The organism is Burkholderia sp. AU30198 (assembly GCF_020419825.1).
Taxonomy (GTDB): domain Bacteria; phylum Pseudomonadota; class Gammaproteobacteria; order Burkholderiales; family Burkholderiaceae; genus Burkholderia.
Window position 1 is genome coordinate 233177 of record NZ_JAIZSA010000009.1, and the last position, 16472, is coordinate 249648.

12 protein-coding genes are annotated in these 16472 nt (G+C 68.1%); 10 read left to right on the forward strand and 2 right to left on the reverse strand.

Features of this window, described 5'->3' with window-relative positions; translation table 11 throughout:
• The 3 genes from LGN19_RS21045 (at position 1) to LGN19_RS21055 (ending at position 2636) form a co-directional block, all read left to right on the forward strand.
• Positions 1-186: a DUF6726 family protein gene (locus tag LGN19_RS21045; RefSeq protein WP_122945948.1), complete on the forward strand. Its 186-nt coding sequence runs from the start codon at positions 1-3 to the stop codon at positions 184-186.
• A gap of 92 nt (positions 187-278) precedes the next feature.
• Complete coding sequence (locus LGN19_RS21050) at positions 279-659, forward strand: MliC family protein (protein ID WP_122945947.1); 381 nt, start codon at positions 279-281, stop codon at positions 657-659.
• A gap of 396 nt (positions 660-1055) precedes the next feature.
• On the forward strand, positions 1056-2636 hold the full coding sequence (locus LGN19_RS21055; RefSeq protein ID WP_226216930.1) for a DEAD/DEAH box helicase: 1581 nt from the start codon (positions 1056-1058) through the stop codon (positions 2634-2636).
• A gap of 194 nt (positions 2637-2830) precedes the next feature.
• Here the strand turns inward: LGN19_RS21055 and gluQRS are convergent, their stop codons facing one another.
• Both gluQRS and LGN19_RS21065 read right to left on the reverse strand, forming a co-directional pair.
• Positions 2831-3724, reverse strand: coding sequence for a tRNA glutamyl-Q(34) synthetase GluQRS (gluQRS, locus tag LGN19_RS21060; protein ID WP_226216931.1), 894 nt, complete (start codon positions 3722-3724; stop codon positions 2831-2833).
• Positions 3725-3746: 22 nt separating this feature from the next.
• A complete protein-coding gene (locus tag LGN19_RS21065) occupies positions 3747-4601 on the reverse strand; it encodes a sulfurtransferase (protein WP_122945945.1) in 855 nt (284 codons plus the stop codon).
• 216 nt (positions 4602-4817) lie between these two features.
• Between LGN19_RS21065 and dnaE the strand changes: the two genes are divergently transcribed.
• The 7 genes from dnaE (at position 4818) to LGN19_RS21100 (ending at position 16462) form a co-directional block, all read left to right on the forward strand.
• Entirely contained in the window at positions 4818-8351 is a 3534-nt protein-coding gene (dnaE, locus tag LGN19_RS21070; protein WP_226216933.1) for a DNA polymerase III subunit alpha, read from the forward strand.
• A 32-nt stretch (positions 8352-8383) separates the two neighbouring features.
• Positions 8384-10171 carry a lipid A export permease/ATP-binding protein MsbA gene (gene msbA, locus LGN19_RS21075; RefSeq protein ID WP_122945943.1) on the forward strand — a complete coding sequence of 596 codons (1788 nt, stop codon included), beginning with the start codon at positions 8384-8386 and terminating at the stop codon, positions 10169-10171.
• Positions 10172-10205: 34 nt separating this feature from the next.
• Positions 10206-11276 (forward strand): glycosyltransferase family 4 protein, encoded by a 1071-nt coding sequence (locus tag LGN19_RS21080; protein ID WP_226216935.1) that lies wholly within the window; start codon positions 10206-10208, stop codon positions 11274-11276.
• Positions 11277-11562: 286 nt separating this feature from the next.
• Positions 11563-12693 carry a glycosyltransferase family 9 protein gene (locus tag LGN19_RS21085; RefSeq protein ID WP_226217013.1) on the forward strand — a complete coding sequence of 377 codons (1131 nt, stop codon included), beginning with the start codon at positions 11563-11565 and terminating at the stop codon, positions 12691-12693.
• 53 nt (positions 12694-12746) lie between these two features.
• Positions 12747-13976, forward strand: a complete 1230-nt coding sequence (locus LGN19_RS21090; protein ID WP_413227225.1) for an O-antigen ligase family protein — start codon at positions 12747-12749, stop codon at positions 13974-13976.
• Positions 13973-15208 carry a glycosyltransferase gene (locus LGN19_RS21095; protein WP_226216938.1) on the forward strand — a complete coding sequence of 412 codons (1236 nt, stop codon included), beginning with the start codon at positions 13973-13975 and terminating at the stop codon, positions 15206-15208. Before LGN19_RS21090 ends, LGN19_RS21095 begins: the two co-directional genes overlap by 4 nt.
• Before the next feature lie 72 nt (positions 15209-15280).
• Positions 15281-16462 carry a glycosyltransferase family 9 protein gene (locus LGN19_RS21100; RefSeq protein ID WP_226216940.1) on the forward strand — a complete coding sequence of 394 codons (1182 nt, stop codon included), beginning with the start codon at positions 15281-15283 and terminating at the stop codon, positions 16460-16462.
• Positions 16463-16472: the final 10 nt, after the last annotated feature.

Below are 16472 nucleotides of genomic sequence, written 5' to 3' on the forward strand. Positions count from 1 at the left end.
ATGACGCCGAACTGGCTGCGTATTGGAAAACTGGCCGCCGCGCTGGCGCTTGTCGCGAGTCTCGCGGGTTGCGGCCTCGCGGCCGCTCCCTGCCGGGTGGCGTCGGCCGGGCTCAAGATCGTGCCGCTCGTCGGCCACCTCGCGGCCGCGCCGACCGACGCGTGTGCCGACGTCATCGATCCCTGATCGCGATACCCGGCGCGATCGCCAGCCGAACGCCAACAAGAATCGCGCGCCCCGCGAGGGCGCGTTTCCACCCGTCTCGTGAGAGGGCCTGCATGATTCGCCAAACCCTCGCCGCGCTCGTGCTCGCCGGCACCGCCGTTTCCGTCGCGCATGCCGCGCAACTGACCGTCGAAGAGATCGACGCCGATTCGCGCCAGTTCGCCGTTTACCAGTGTGCGAACCAGAAGCAGCCCGTGCGCGTGTCGTACTGGCTCGCGGGCAACGGCCAGAGCTTCGCGCTCGTGCCGGTCAACGGGAAGCAGATGCTGTTCGTCGACACCGTGTCGGCGTCGGGCGCGCGCTACCAGGCCGGCCGCTACACGTGGTGGACGAAGGGCAAGGAAGCGACGCTGCGCGACGAGATCGCCGACCAGAATTCGCCGCCGCTGCTGGGCGACTGCGTACAGGTCGAGAAGAAAAAGAAGAAAGGCTGAGCGCCCGGCGCGAACGTGGATCGTGCGCCGCCGCTGCCTGCCGGCGGCCGGCTCCTGTGCCTGGCGGCCCTGCACGTGGGCTGTCAGCGGGCGGCCGGGCAGGACGATCCGGGATCGGACCCCTGAAATTGCCCACCGGCCGATCGGGATAGTCCAATCGGGCCATCCGTCGACCGCGAGGGCCTGCCCGGACCCATCGCGCGAACTGCCGTTGCGGCCGTTCGCGGCGTTGTCACGGACAGATGGCCGCGCAGTGCTACAATACGCCCCTTTCCGCCGGCATTCGCGCCGAACGGAGTCCGCACGGCCTGGTGTCCCGCGTTCGTATTGAACCGGTCCCAAGCGCCAGAGCGGCGCCGCGCGGCGCGCCGCGGCTCCGTCTATTTCCGAATTGTGATGAGCGCAGGCCCGGCTGGCCTGACGCACGATGTCCCCGCCGCGCCTTTTGAGCGAAACGCCACCATGTCCGATTCTGTCGCCAAGCCCGTCGACGCAACCTTCGATCAATTCGGCCTTGCCGCCGATATCCTGAAAGCCATTGCGGAGCAGGGCTATACGACGCCGACGCCGATCCAGGCGCAGGCCATTCCGGTCGTGCTCGCCGGCCGCGACGTCATGGGCGCCGCGCAAACGGGCACCGGCAAGACCGCGAGTTTCTCGCTGCCGATCATCCAGCGCCTGCTGCCGCAGGCCAATACGAGCGCGTCACCGGCGCGCCACCCGGTGCGTGCGCTGATCCTCACGCCGACCCGCGAACTCGCCGACCAGGTCGCCGCGAACGTGCACGCGTATGCGAAGCACACGCCGCTGCGCAGCGCGGTCGTGTTCGGCGGCGTCGACATGAACCCGCAGATGGCCGAACTGCGCCGCGGCGTCGAGATCCTGATCGCGACGCCGGGCCGCCTGCTCGACCACGTGCAGCAGAAGACGGCGAATCTCGGCCAGGTGCAGATCCTGGTGCTCGACGAAGCCGACCGGATGCTCGACATGGGCTTCCTGCCCGATCTGCAGCGCATCCTGAACCTGCTGCCGAAGGAGCGCCAGACGCTGCTGTTCTCGGCCACCTTCTCGGGGGAAATCAAGAAGCTCGCGTCGACCTACCTGCGCAATCCGCAGACGATCGAGGTCGCGCGCAGCAACTCGACGAACGCGAACGTCACGCAGATCGTCTACGACGTCGCCGAAGGCGACAAGCAGGCGGCCGTCGTGCAGCTGCTGCGCGATCGCGCGCTCAAGCAGGTGATCGTGTTCTGCAACAGCAAGATCGGCGCAAGCCGGCTCGCGCGCAACCTCGAGCGCGACGGCGTGGTCGCGTCGGCGATCCACGGCGACAAGACGCAGCTCGAGCGGATGCAGGCGCTCGACGCGTTCAAGCGCGGCGAGATCGAGGCGCTGGTCGCGACCGACGTGGCCGCGCGCGGCCTCGACATCGCCGAGCTGCCGGCCGTGATCAACTTTGACCTGCCGTTCAGCGCGGAAGACTACGTGCACCGGATTGGCCGTACCGGCCGCGCGGGTGCGACGGGCGACGCGCTGTCGCTGTGCAGCCCGAACGAGCGCAAGCAGCTCGCCGATATCGAGAAGCTGATCAAGCGTCCGCTCGAAATGCAGACGCTCGTGCTCGACAAGCCGGCGCGCCACCGTCACGACGAGCGCGGCAACGACCGCGGCGGCGATCGCGGCGGCGACCGTAACAGCGAGCGCGGTGGCGAACGGGGCGGCGAACGCGGTGGCCGTCGTGAGCGCGACGAGCATCGCGGCGCATCTGGGCGCCGGCCGGGCGGTTCCGAGCGCGGCCATCACCGTCGCCACGAAGCGCCGGTCGACGATTTCTTCCTGAAGCCGTACGAGCCGTCGGCGCCGGCGAAGCAGCAGGAAGACGCGCAGCCTGCGCAGCAGCCCGAGAAGAAGGGGCCGAAGCGTCAGGTCGCCGCGCTGCTCGGCGGGTTCGGGATGCCGCGCAAGCCGTCGGCGTAAGCCCGGCGGACGTGACGGAGCGGCGCGCGAGCGCTGCGGGAGAAGCGGGTGCATGCGATGAGCATGTGCCCGTTTTTCATTGGAGCCGCGGTTCGATGGGGGAGCGGAAGAGGGTGTAGTACGCAGGCGGCGAGCGACGCAGCCGGCACCCGGCCGACGCCCGATCGCCGCGAAACCGGCTCGTTGCCGCGCGTTTAGCCGGCTTGCGGCCCGAAGCGCGTCGCCCACGCGGCCGTTGCGGCCGCGTAGAACGCATCGAGCGTCGTGCCTGCGAACGCGCCGTCGGGCGCGAGGCCCAGGTGCGCGGCGGCGGCTTGCAGCGCCGGCAGCGGATCGTCGCGTTCGAGCGCGGTCGCGCCCGTCTGCTTGCTGAGCTTTTCGCCGTTCGCATCGACGACGACGGGCACATGCAGGTAGCGCGGCGTCGGCACGCCGAGGCAGCGCTGCAGGTGGATCTGGCGCGCGGTCGAGTCGAGCAGGTCGGCGCCGCGCACGACGTGCGTGATGTGCGCTTCGGCATCGTCGACGACGACCGCGAGCTGATAGGCCCATTGCCCGTCCGCGCGCTTCAGCACGAAATCGCCGACTTCGGTCGCGAGGTTCTGCGATTGCGTGTGCTGCCAGCGATCGTCGAACGTGACGATCGCATCGTCGCCATCCGGCACGCGCAGCCGCCATGCGCGCGCGGGCTTGCCATGCAGGCCGGTGCGGCAGGTGCCCGGGTAGGCGAGCGTCGTGTGGCGCTCGTGCGCGGCGCGTAGCGAATCGGCGATTTCCTTGCGCGTGCAGCCGCACGGATAGACGAGCCCGGCTGCGACGAGCCGTTCGAGCGCGGCCGTATAGGCGGCATCGCGCGTGCTTTGCCAGACGGGCGGCTCGTCGGGCGTCATGCCGAAATGCGCGAGCGTCGCGAGGATGTCGTCGGCCGCGCCGGGCACCGTGCGCGGGCCGTCGAGATCCTCGATGCGCACGAGCCATGCGCCGCCGTGCGCGCGTGCGTCGAGCCAGCTCGCGAGTGCGCCGACCAGCGAGCCGAAGTGCAGCGGGCCGGTGGGCGACGGCGCGAAGCGGCCGCGATAGGCAGTCATCGGGGCACGGGGCAACGCGCGCTTACGCGGCGCTCGCCGCCGGTGCGCAGGCCGGGCACGACTTGCCGTGCACGTAGCTCGGCGACTGTTGCGCTTCCGGCGTGACGACCGCGCGGCACGCGAAGCACGTGACGTTTTCGGTGGGCTGGAGTTGCGGGTTCAGCGCGGTGCGGTAGTCGAACACGAAGCAGTCACCGTGATAGTGCGCGCCGCCGACTTCCTCGAAGTATTTCAGGATCCCGCCTTCGAGCTGGTACACGTTCTCGATGCCGATTTCCTTCATGTGGATCGCGGCTTTCTCGCAGCGGATGCCGCCCGTGCAGAACGACACGACCGTCTTGCCTTCGAGGTCGGCACGGTTCGCATCGATGACTTCCGGGAATTCGCTGAACTTGTCGATCCGGTAGTCGAGCGCATCGTCGAACGTGCCGACGTCGATTTCGAACGCGTTGCGCGTGTCGAGCATCACGACCGGGCGGCCCGTGTCGTCGTGGCCGCGGTCGAGCCACGTCTTCAGCGTGCGCGCGTCGACGAACGGCGCGCGGCCGAGTTCCGGCTTGATCGCGGGCTTCTTCATCGTGATGATCTCGCGCTTCAGGCGCACGAGCATGCGGCGGAACGGCTGCGAGTCGGACAGGCTTTCCTTGAACTGCAGCGACGCGAACTTGCCTTCGAACAGCGGATCGTGGCGGAGGTACGCGATGAACGCGTCGGCGGCTTCGCGCGTGCCGGCGATGAACAGGTTGATGCCTTCCGGCGCGAGCAGGATCGTGCCACGCAGGCCGAGTTCGTTGCAGCGGGCGGTGACGAGCGGGCGCCATTGCTCGTTCGCGTCGAGCGACACGAAGTGGTAGGCGGCGAGGTTGACGATGGTCATGATGGTCCGACGGGAAAACGGCCGCACGGCGGCCCGCAAAAAAGGGTGCGAAGCCGGGGCGTGGATTCGAAAAACCGTATTATCCCGCAAACGGCGCTCAGGCCAGCATCCGGCCGTTTGGCCAGTCGCGCGGCGTGTGGTCGCGCGCATCGGCCGAACGGCCGGGGCGGGGATTTTTTGGGCAGCCCGCGTGGCGGGGCGGCTACAATAGCGCCCATGTCAGATCCCCGCTTCGTCCATCTTCGCGTTCACTCCGAATTCTCGATTGCCGACGGCATCGTGCGCATTGACGACATCGTCAAGGCCGCGGCCGCAGACGGTCAGGGCGCGCTCGCGCTCACCGATCTCGGCAACGCATTCGGTCTCGTCCGTTTTTACAAGGAAGCCCGCGGCAAGGGCATCAAGCCGATCGCCGGCTGCGACGTCTGGATCACCAATCCGGACGACCGCGACAAGCCGTCGCGGCTACTGCTGCTCGTCAAGGACAAGGTCGGTTACCTGAATCTCTGCGAGCTGCTGTCGAAGGCGTGGCTCACGAACCAGTACCGCGGCCGTGCGGAACTCGACGCGAGCTGGCTCGACGGCGAGCTCGCGCAGGGGCTGCTCGCGCTGTCGGGCGCGCAACAGGGCGATATCGGGCTCGCGCTTGCCGCGGGCAACGAAGAAGCCGCGCGCCGTCACGCCGAGCGCTGGGCGAAGGTGTTCCCGGGCGGCTTCTACATCGAGCTGCAGCGGTACGGCCAGCCGGGCGCCGAGGCGTACATCCAGCAGGCTGCGGCGCTCGCCGCGGCGCTGCAACTGCCGGTCGTCGCGACGCACCCGACGCAGTTCATGACCGACGACGATTTCACCGCGCACGAGGCGCGCGTGTGTATCTCGGAAGGCGACATCCTCGCGAACCCGCGGCGCCAGAAGCGTTTCACGACCGACCAGTTTTTCCGCACGCAGGACGACATGGCCGCGCTGTTTGCCGACCTGCCGTCGGCGATCGCGAACACGGTCGAAGTCGCGAAGCGCTGCAACCTGAAGCTCGAGCTCGGCAAGCCGAAACTGCCGCTGTTCCCGACGCCGGACGGCATGTCGCTCGACGACTACCTGGTCCAGCTGTCGAAGGAGGGGCTCGAGACCCGCCTCGCGCAGCTGTATCCGGCCGAAGCCGAGCGTGACGCGCAGCGCGACACGTACTACAAGCGGCTCGAATTCGAGTGCGGGACCATCACGAAGATGGGCTTCCCGGGCTACTTCCTGATCGTTGCGGACTTCATCAACTGGGCGAAGAACAACGGCGTGCCGGTCGGCCCGGGCCGCGGCTCGGGCGCCGGTTCGCTGGTCGCGTACGCGCTCGGCATTACCGACCTCGACCCGCTGCGCTACAACCTGCTGTTCGAGCGCTTCCTGAACCCGGAACGCGTGTCGATGCCCGACTTCGACATCGACTTCTGCCAGCACGGCCGCGATCGTGTGATCCAGTACGTGAAGGAGAAGTACGGCGCGGACGCCGTGTCGCAGATCGCCACCTTCGGCACGATGGCCGCGAAGGCGGCCGTGCGCGACATCGGCCGTGTGCTCGACCTCGGCTACATGTTCACCGACGGCATTGCGAAGCTGATCCCGTTCAAGCCGGGCAAGCACGTGACGATCGCCGACGCGATGAAGGAAGAGCCGCAACTGCAGGAGCGCTACGACCACGAGGACGAAGTGCACCAGCTGCTCGACCTCGCCCAGCGCGTCGAAGGCCTCACGCGTAACGTCGGGATGCACGCGGGCGGCGTGCTGATCGCGCCCGGCAAGCTGACCGACTTCTGCCCGCTGTACACGCAGGGCGACGACGGCGGCGTGGTCAGCCAGTACGACAAGGACGACGTCGAAGCCGTCGGCCTCGTGAAGTTCGACTTTCTGGGTCTCACGACGCTGACGATCCTCGACTGGGCCGAGCGCTATATCCGCCGCCTCGATCCGTCGAAGGCCGACTGGTCGCTCGCGCAGGTGCCGCTCGACGATCCGGCGTCGTTCCAGATCCTGAAGAAGGCCAACACGGTCGCGGTGTTCCAGCTGGAAAGCCGCGGGATGCAGGGCATGCTGAAGGATGCGCAGCCCGACCGCTTCGAGGACATCATCGCGCTCGTGTCGTTGTACCGTCCGGGCCCGATGGACCTGATCCCGAGCTTCTGCGCACGGAAGCACGGCCGCGAGAAGGTCGAGTATCCCGATCCGCGCGTCGAACCCGTCCTGAAAGAGACCTACGGCATCATGGTCTATCAGGAGCAGGTGATGCAGATGGCGCAGATCATCGGCGGCTACTCGCTCGGCGGCGCGGACTTGCTGCGCCGCGCGATGGGCAAGAAGAAGGCCGAGGAGATGGCCGAGCACCGCGAGATCTTCGCGGCGGGCGCCGCGAAGAACGGCCTGGCCCGCGAGAAGTCCGACGAAATCTTCGACCTGATGGAGAAGTTCGCGGGCTACGGCTTCAACAAGTCGCACGCGGCGGCCTATGCGCTGCTCGCGTACTTCACCGCGTGGCTGAAGGCGCACCATCCGGCCGAATTCATGGCGGCCAACATGACGCTCGCGATGGACGACACCGACAAGGTGAAGATCCTGTTCGACGATTGCGTCGTGAACAACCTCGCCGTGCTGCCGCCCGACATCAACCAGTCGCACTACCGCTTCGAGCCGGTCGCCGAAGCCGACGGCAAGCGCTCGCGCACGATTCGCTATGGCCTCGGTGCGGTGAAGGGCAGCGGCCAGAACGCGATCGAGGAAATCCTGCGCGCCCGCGAGGAGAAGGCGTTTACCGACTTGTTCGATTTCTGCGAGCGGATCGACCGGCGCGTCGTCAACCGCCGCACGGTCGAGGCGCTGATCCGCGCCGGCGCGTTCGATTCGCTGAATACGAACCGTGCGCAGCTGATCGCGTCGGTGCCGCTGGCGATGGAAGCGGCCGACCAGGCCGCGGCGAACGCAATGCAGGCCGGCCTGTTCGACATGGGTGCCGAGTCGCCGCACGCGCACGCGCTCGTCGACGAGCCCGCGTGGGACGACAAGCGCCGCCTGCAGGAAGAGAAGGGGGCCCTCGGCTTCTACCTGTCCGGCCACCTGTTCGACGCGTATCGCGACGAGGTGCGCCGCTTCGTCCGGCAGAAGGTCGGCGACCTGAAGGAAGGACGCGACAAGATCGTGGCCGGCATCATCGCATCGCTGCGCACGCAGATGACCCAGCGCGGCAAGATGCTGATCGCGCTGCTCGACGACGGTTCGGGCCAGTGCGAGATCACGATCTTCAACGAGCAGTTCGAGGCGAACAAGGCACTGTTCAAGGAAGACGAGTTGCTGATCGTGCAGGGGCAGGCGCGCAACGATGCGTTCACCGGCGGCATCCGCTTCACGGCCGATACGGTGATGGATCTCGAGCGCGCGCGCAGCCGCTATGCGCAGGCCGTGCGGCTGACGATGAACGGCAACGCCGACGCAGTCGCGCTGCGCCGCGTGCTCGAGTCGCACGTATCGAAGGACGATCCGGCCGCCGCGCCGGCGGTTGAAGCGCCGGCGCCGCGCGGTGGCGGGCGCGATGGCGGTCGCCGCCCGCAGGCGCCGCTGCCGAACGGGCTCGCTGTGCAGGTCCACTACAGCAACGCGCGGGCACAGGGTGAAATGCGTCTCGGCGACGCGTGGCGCGTGAAGCCGAGCGACGTGCTGCTCGCGGAACTGCGCGCGGCGTTCGACGGCAGCTCGGCCGAAATTGTCTACTGAATGTTACCCGGTTCGAATTCCTTGAGGGCATCTTGAGCGTCAAGCCTACTCTTAGCAAACCCCTGGGCGGCGAAGACGCGTCGTCGCCCGTGGTCGTCGCACGCCGTTTGTGGCCTTACCTGAAGCCGCTCCTGTGGGTGATGGTGGCCGGCGTCCTCGCGATGGCCGTCGTCGCCGCAACCGAAGCCGGGATCCCGGCGCTGCTCAAGCCGCTGCTCGATCGCGGCTTCGGCACCAAGGGCGACGTGAGCGCGAAGCTCTACGTGCCGATCGCGGTCGTCGGTCTCGCGCTCGTGCGGGCCGCCGCGCAGTACGCGTCCAACTACCTGCTGCAATACGTGTCGAACCGGATCCTGCTCGATCTGCGGATCCAGATGTTCGACCGGATGATCCACACCGGCGTGTCGTTTTTCCAGCGCGAGACCGCGAGCACGGTAATCAACGCGGTCGTCTTCGAGGTCAACCAGGTCCTGAACGTCCTGCTGGGCGTGCTGATCACGCTCGTGCGCGATTCGTTGACGGTGCTCTTCCTGCTCGGCTACCTGTTCTACCTGAACTGGCGGCTCACGCTGATCGTCGCCGTGCTGCTGCCGTGCATCGGCTGGCTCGTCGGCAAGATCAACCGGCGCCTGCGCCGGCTGAACCGCGAGCACCAGATGCTGACGAACCAGCTCGCGTACATCGTCGAGGAAACCGTGGGCGGCTACAAGGTCGTCAAGATCCACAACGGCGAGCAGTACGAAATCGGCCGGTTCAACGAGCTGAGCCGGCGCCTGCGCGGCTATTCGATGCGGATGATCGTGTCGGGCGGGCTCGCGCAGCCGCTCACGCAGTTTCTTGCGTCGATCGCACTGGCGGTCGTGCTGACGATCGCGGTCGTGCAGTCGTCGAACGACCAGACGACGGTCGGCGGTTTCGTCGCGTTCGTCACGGCGATGCTGCTGATCATTTCGCCGCTCAAGCACCTGATGGACGTGAACCAGCCGCTGCAGCGCGGGATGACGGCGGCCGAGCTGATCTTCGGCCTGATCGACGAGCCGTGCGAGCCCGAAGGCGGCGGCAAGCCGCTCGAGAAGGCGACGGGCCGGATCCGGTTCCGCGACGTGTCGTTCGCGTATGGCGCGGGTACCGGCAAGCCGACGCTCGATCGCGTGTCGTTCGACGTGGCGCCCGGCGAGATGATCGCGCTCGCGGGCCCGTCGGGCAGCGGCAAGACGACGCTCGTCAACCTGTTGCCGCGCTTCTTCGATCCGACCTCCGGCGAGATCCTCGTCGACGGCGTTGCGTTGCCCGAATACCAGCTGCGCGACTTGCGCGGCCAGATCGCGATGGTGAGCCAGGATGTCGTGCTGTTCAACGACACGATCGCGAGCAACGTCGCGTACGGGCAGACGCCCGACCGCGAGCGCGTGACCGCGGCGCTGCGCGCGGCGAACCTGCTCAGTACGGTCGAGGCGATGCCCGACGGGCTCGACACGCTCGTCGGCGACAACGGCATGCGCCTGTCGGGTGGCCAGCGCCAGCGCCTCGCGATCGCCCGCGCGATCTACAAGGATGCACCGATCCTGATTCTCGACGAAGCGACGTCGGCGCTCGATTCCGAATCCGAGCGCCATGTTCAGGCGGCGCTCGAGACGCTGATGAAGGGCCGTACGACGCTGGTGATCGCACACCGGCTGTCGACGATCGAGCGCGCCGACCGGATTCTCGTGATGGACGGCGGCCGCATCGTCGAGAGCGGCAACCACGCGGAGCTGCTCGAATCCGGCGGCCTGTATGCGCACCTGCACCGGATCCAGTTCCAGCAGGAGGCCGGGTGAGCGTCGCGCCGGTTCGTATCGCGGGAGTGCCGCGATGAAGATCGGCCTGTCGGCCAATGCGTTGAAACACGGCGGCGGCCTCGAGCGCTACGCGATCGATATCGCACGCGGGATGGTGGAGGCCGGGGTGACGCCGGCGTTCTTCGCAAGGTCGGTCGATGCGTCGATTCCCGAGGCGCGGCTCGTCGAGCCGCATCGGATCGATGTGTCGTTCCTGCCCGGCAAGCTGCGCGACGAATGGTTTTCGTGGCGGCTGCGCGGCGCGCGCCGCGCTGCGAACGTCGACGTCCTGATCGGCTGCAACCGGGTCGTCGGCGCCGAGATCGCGATTTGCGGCGGCACGCATCGCGGCTTCCTGCGCGCGATCGGCCGGGCGCCGGGCTATTTCGACCGGCGCCAGATTGCGCTCGAGAGCCGGCAGTATGCGGCCGCGCGCTACGTCGTCGCCCATTCGCAGATGATGCGCGACGAGTTGCGCACGCTGTACGGCGTCGACGACGCGAAGATCCGCATGCTGTATCCGCCGGTCGACGCGCAGCGCTTCACACCGGTCGGCGACGGCGAGCGGGCGGCGTTGCGGCGCCGCTTCGGGTTCGACGAGCGCGACGTCGTCCTGCTGTTTCCGTCGAGCAGTCACGTGCGCAAGGGCCTGCCGCTAATCGAGGCCGCGCTGAAGGGCACGGACGCATCGATCGTCGTCGCGGTGGCCGGCCGGCCGCCCGAGCGGACCTCGGCGCAACTGCGCTACATCGGCTACGTGAAGGACATCGAGGACGGCTACCGGGCAGCGGACTACACGATCCTTGCATCGAAATACGAGCCGTTCGGGCTGGTCGGCGTTGAGTCGGTCATGTGCGGGACGCCGGTGATCCTGCCACCGACGCTGGGTTGCCACGACGTGATCGCGGAGCATGCGAAGCTCACGTTCGCGGCGGACGATCTAGATTCGCTGCGCGCGGTGCTGGCGACGGCGGCGAGCGGGGCGCAAGCCGTCGACCGGGCGGCCGTCGCGCACGGCGCGGTGGGCTACGACCCGGGCGTGCGCCATCATGTCGAGCAGTTGCTCGCGCTGGCTCGCACGGTCCACGGGCGTACGTCGGCGTAGCGGCATTCCGGCCACGCAATGGCCAGCCTGTCGGCTGGCTTTCGGTTCGGAAGTGCGAGGGGGCGATGGTATACTCTGGCGGCCTGTTTACCGGCCGGTGGCCGGTGTTTGGCAGCGCGGCTCGCGATTTCCGCTCCGGTGCGCCGAACAGGTTGCCCGGCGCGATTTGCCCCGCGCAAGCACTTATTCAATCCACAATGATCATGACGATTCGTGTGACGAATTGGCCGTTCGTCAGGCCGATGTTCACTGCGAGTCCTGCCATCGAGACGCCCGCCGTATACCGATGAGCCGTTTTCCCGGACGTATCCACATCTTCGCGCGGGCCCTGCCGAGATTGCTGTTCAAGCCGCTGCGGCGCAGGCCCTTGCAGCCGGCGAGCATTTTCGTCGCGCATCACCTGCTGCTCGGCGATACGCTGTTGCTGACACCGTTGCTGGCGAAGTTGCGCGAACAGCATCCGGCTGCGCGTATCGTGCTCGCATGCCCGAAGGCGATTGCGCCGCTGTACACGGGCGGACCGTTTGGCGTGCAGGCATTGGCCTTCGATCCGCGCGATCCCGCGTCGGTGCGCCGGCTGCTGGCGTCGGGGCCTTACGATCTCGGCATCGTTGCAGCGGACAACCGTCACAGCTGGCTCGCGCTCGGCGCGGGGTGCCGCTGGATCGTCGCACATGGCGGCGATTCCCCGGCCTGGAAGAACTGGCCGGTCGACGAGTGCCGCCCCTATCCCGACGAGCCCGCCGCGTGGGGTGATCTGACCGCCGACCTGGTCGACGGTCCGTCGCCGCGCGCGTACCGGCCGGGTGACTGGCCGGCGCCGGCCGCGAGCACCGAGCTGCCCGCGGTGCTTCGGGAGCGGCCTTACGTGGTGTTGCATCCCGGGGCGAGTACGATGGTCAAGCGCTGGCCGGTCGAGCGCTGGCGTGCGCTGGCGGCCGACATCGAGGCGGCCGGCCAGATGGTGGTGTGGAGCGGCGGCAAGAGCGAATCCGAACTGATCGACACGATCGGTCCGCACGCCGGGCAGCCAAATTTTGCCGGGAAACTCGGCCTCGCGGATCTCTGGCACCTGTATGCGGCGGCGCGCGCGGTTGTCTGCCCCGATACCGGCGTTGCGCATCTCGCGCGCCTGATCGGCGTGCCGACCGTTGCGCTGTTCGGGCCCGGCAGCGCGGTTGTCCACGGCGCCGGGCGCTATTGGCGCGACGTTCCGTTCGTCGCCGTGACGATTGCGGACATGCCGTGCCGCGATCAACCCTATATTTTCCGGCGCCACGTTCAGTGGATCCGGCGATGTGACCGCGACGCCACGACGTGCGTCGCGTGGCATGACGGCAGCGCGGCCTGCATGAGCGGGCTGTCGGTGGACGCGGTGCGCGATGCGCTGCAACAAGTTCTGGTGCAAGGTCGATGACTGTTATTACGGCGCGTATCGAGCGTCTTCTGTGGATTGGTTGCCCCGTCCTGATGTTCGCGGTTATGTTCGGACACCTGGCGGCGTTCGTGAACAGCAGCATGGTGCTGGTCGGTATCGCGCTGGTCGCGGCGGCCTGCGCGCGTGGGCGGCCGGCATTGTTCCGGTGGCCGTTGTTCGTCCCGATCGTCGCCTGGGCGGCGTGGAGTTTTGCCGCCGTGCGCTGGTCAGTGTTTCCGGACGTCAGCAGGCACGCATGGTTCGACGAGGTCGTGTATCCGCTGCTGTCGTTCTGGGGCTTCTGGCTGTTCGGCACGCGGGTCGAACGCGCGGAACGCGTCACGCTGGCCGTGTGGCTCGCGTGCGCGCTGCTCGCCGCGATCAGCGTGATCTACTGGGGCAAGCTGCAGCCGCCGACCCCCCTGACCATCCCGATGCGCTTTTATGCGCGAGTCGGCCATACGAGTACGCTCGCCGCGTTTGCGATGGCGCTGTTCTGTGCGTTCTTCGTGTCGAAACGCGGCTGGCGCTGGGCCGGCGTGACGGGCATCGTGCTGTGCGTGATGGTCGGGCTCGCCACCCTCAACCGCTTTTTCTGGCCGGCCGCCGCGGTCACGTTGCTGATCGGCCTTTTCCCGCTGTACCGGCATCATCTGCTGCTGGCGGTGCTGGCCGTGGCCGTCGTCGGTGTCGGCGCCGTCGGCACGCTCGAAATCAGCGCACGGCTGCGCTATCACGACGCGCCGCCGCCGCTGGCCGCCTCGCGCGACATCTCGATCGCCGGTGTGCGGCTCTATGTGCCGCCCGGCATGACCGGGGTCGGCGACACGTTGTCATCGGACACGCGGCCGAAGCTGTGGAAGTTCTACGAAGAGCAGGGCAGACGCCACGAATGGAGCGGTATCGGTTTCGGCAAACCGGTGCCGGGCATGGCTTACCGCAGCGAGATGCCGCCGGAGTTGCTGGCACTCGAACCGCAGGCGCTCACGCACGCGCACAATCTTTTCCTGAACACGTGGCTGCAGACCGGGCGCATCGGCCTGGCGCTGCAGGCGCTGTTGCTGGCGACGCTCGTCGTCGCATTCTGGCGCTTGAGGCACGTTGAACCGTCGATCGCGGCGGGCGGCATCGCGCTCGTCGCCGGCATGGTCACGAAGAACCTGGTGGACGATTTCATGTGGCAGACAACGATCCTCGCATTCTGGGCATTCGCCGGGCTGATGCTCGGGTACGGTGAGCGACGCGCCGGCGTGCGTCGGGCGCAGCCGGGGAGCGGCTCGTGAGCATCGTGCGGAGCCGCGCGCAAGCGGCGACGCCAAGCGCGGACGGCAAGCCGGTGCGGTTGCTGTTCCATATCGACGACTTCGGGCGGGGCGGCACCGAAACCGCGCTGGTTTCTTGGCTGAACGCGCTGGACCGCCGCCATTTCGCGCCCGCGTTGTCGGTTGCCTTTCCGACCGACGATCTCGATGCGCTGCGACGCAGCGGAGCGATTCCCGCCGACGTGCCGGTTCACGTGCTGGCGCACGCGCGCTGGTCGCATGTCCTGCATCAGGTCGAGCGCCGCCGCCGGTTGCGCTTCGGCGAGAAGCTGATGCACAAGCTGATGACGCACGCGGCGATCCGCTCGCTCGTCGCGCGTCGCTTCCTGCGGCTGGCGGCCGGCTTCGATGTCGTCTGCGATTTCGACTTCTCGCTGCGGCGGATCGCCGGTCGCGGCGCCGCGTCCTGGTTCGGCGTGAGCCATTACAGCTTCGTCGCGCGCTTCGGCAGCAAGAGCCGGGCGTACATGGCGCGGCGCACGCGACAGTATTCGCACTATGCGGCGATCGCGATGCTCACGCCCGCGATGCGGCGCGAGGCGGAGGAGATATTCGCGGGGTCGGGTGTGCGGATCGCCGATCTGCCGAACGTGATCGATGTGAACGCGATCCGTCGCCGCGCCGATGCCGAATTCGAGCGACCGGCCGGCCGGTTCGTCGTGTCGGTTGCCAGGCTCGACGAAGGGCAGAAGGATCACAGGACGCTGCTACACGCGTATGCGAAATGGCGCTCGCGAAGCGCGGACGTCCCGACGCTCGTGCTGCTCGGCGACGGCCCGGATCGCGCGACGCTCGAACAGCTCGCGGCGGAACTCGGGATTCGCGATGCCGTCTCCTTCGCCGGCTATTGCGCGAATCCGTTTCCGTTCATTCGCTCGGCCGAGGCGCTCGTGCTGAGCAGCCGCTACGAGGGTGCGCCGATGGTGCTCGGCGAGGCGATGGCGCTCGGTACGCCGGTTCTCGCGGCCGACTGCCCGACGGGGCCGCGTGACATGCTGGACGAGGGCAACGCGGGCCTGCTCGTGCCAGTTGGCGACATCGACGCGATGTCGGCCGCGCTCGAGCGGATCGTCACCGATGCGTCGCTGCGCGCGTTGCTTGCGACCGGCGCAGCGGCGAAGATCGCGACGCTCGACGTGGCGGCCGCGAACCGGCGCATCGCCGCGCTGGTCGATGGCCTGCTCACGGCCTGACGGCCGTGTGCCCAATGGTTTGCCGTCGGCGATTTCGCTAAAATTACCCGTTCCGATTTGTCGATACCCGCCGTGACCGTTCCCCTCAGGCTCGATACGCCGCCACGCAGCATTCTCGTTTCCTGTACCCGCCGGATCGGCGACGTATTGCTGGCCACGCCGCTCGTTCGCTCGCTGAAACGCCGCTGGCCCGATGCGCAGATCGACATGATCGTGTTCAAGGGAACCGAGGGCGTGCTCGAGCACAACCCCGACATCCGTCGCGTGATCGTCGTCGCGCAGCGCGCGAAGCCGCGGGAGCGTCTCGCCGACGCGCTGCGTGTCTGGCGTCGCTACGATCTCGCCTGTGCGGCGATCGGCTCCGACCGGGCGCGCTTCTATGCGTGGTTCGGCGGCCGCCGGCGCGTCGGGCTCGTCGATCCCGCGCGCGTGACGAAGCTGATCCGCTTCATGCTCGACGGCATTGCACTTGATCGCCACGGCGACGTGCATACCGTGACGAGCAGTCTTGCGATCGCCGAAGCGCTCGGCGTGACGCCCTGCGCGGAGGTCGTCGCGCCGGGTATCGGCACCGATCCCGCGCGCGTGGCCCGGTTCGACGCAATGCTGCATGCCCCGGGCGGGTTGTCCGGCGAGCGGCCGTTCGTCGTGCTGCATCCGTCGCCGATGTTCCGCTACAAGCAATGGCATGAGGACGGCTGGGTCGACCTGATCCGCTGGGCACGCGGGCGCGGCTTCGACGTTGCGCTGACCGGCGGCCCGGCGCCTGCGGAGGCAGACTATGCGCGTCGCATCGTCGACGCGGCGCAGGAGCCGGTCGCCAACTTTGTCGGACGCCTGACGTTCGGCGAAACGGCGGAACTGATTCGTCGCGCGCGCCTGTTCGTCGGGCCCGACACCGGCGCAACCCATGTCGCCGCGGCATGCGGCACGCCGACCCTCGCGCTGTTCGGGCCCTCCAATCCGGTCCGCTGGGGGCCGTGGCCCGCGAACTGGCCGGCGCACGACGAACCGTGGCCGCTGCGCGGGTCCGGTCAGCGCGGCAACGTGTACCTGATGCAGGGCGAGGGCGACTGCGTACCGTGCAGGCTCGAGGGGTGCGACCGCCACCTGGAAAGCTGGAGCCGCTGCCTGACGGAGCTCTCGTCGCAGCGTGCGATCGAGGTTGCGACGGCGCTCGTCGATGGCCGGCCGGCCGTCGAGACGCCACGCACGTCGGTCATCGACACATCGTCGCTGACGCGCGACCGCTGAAGGGTCGCGT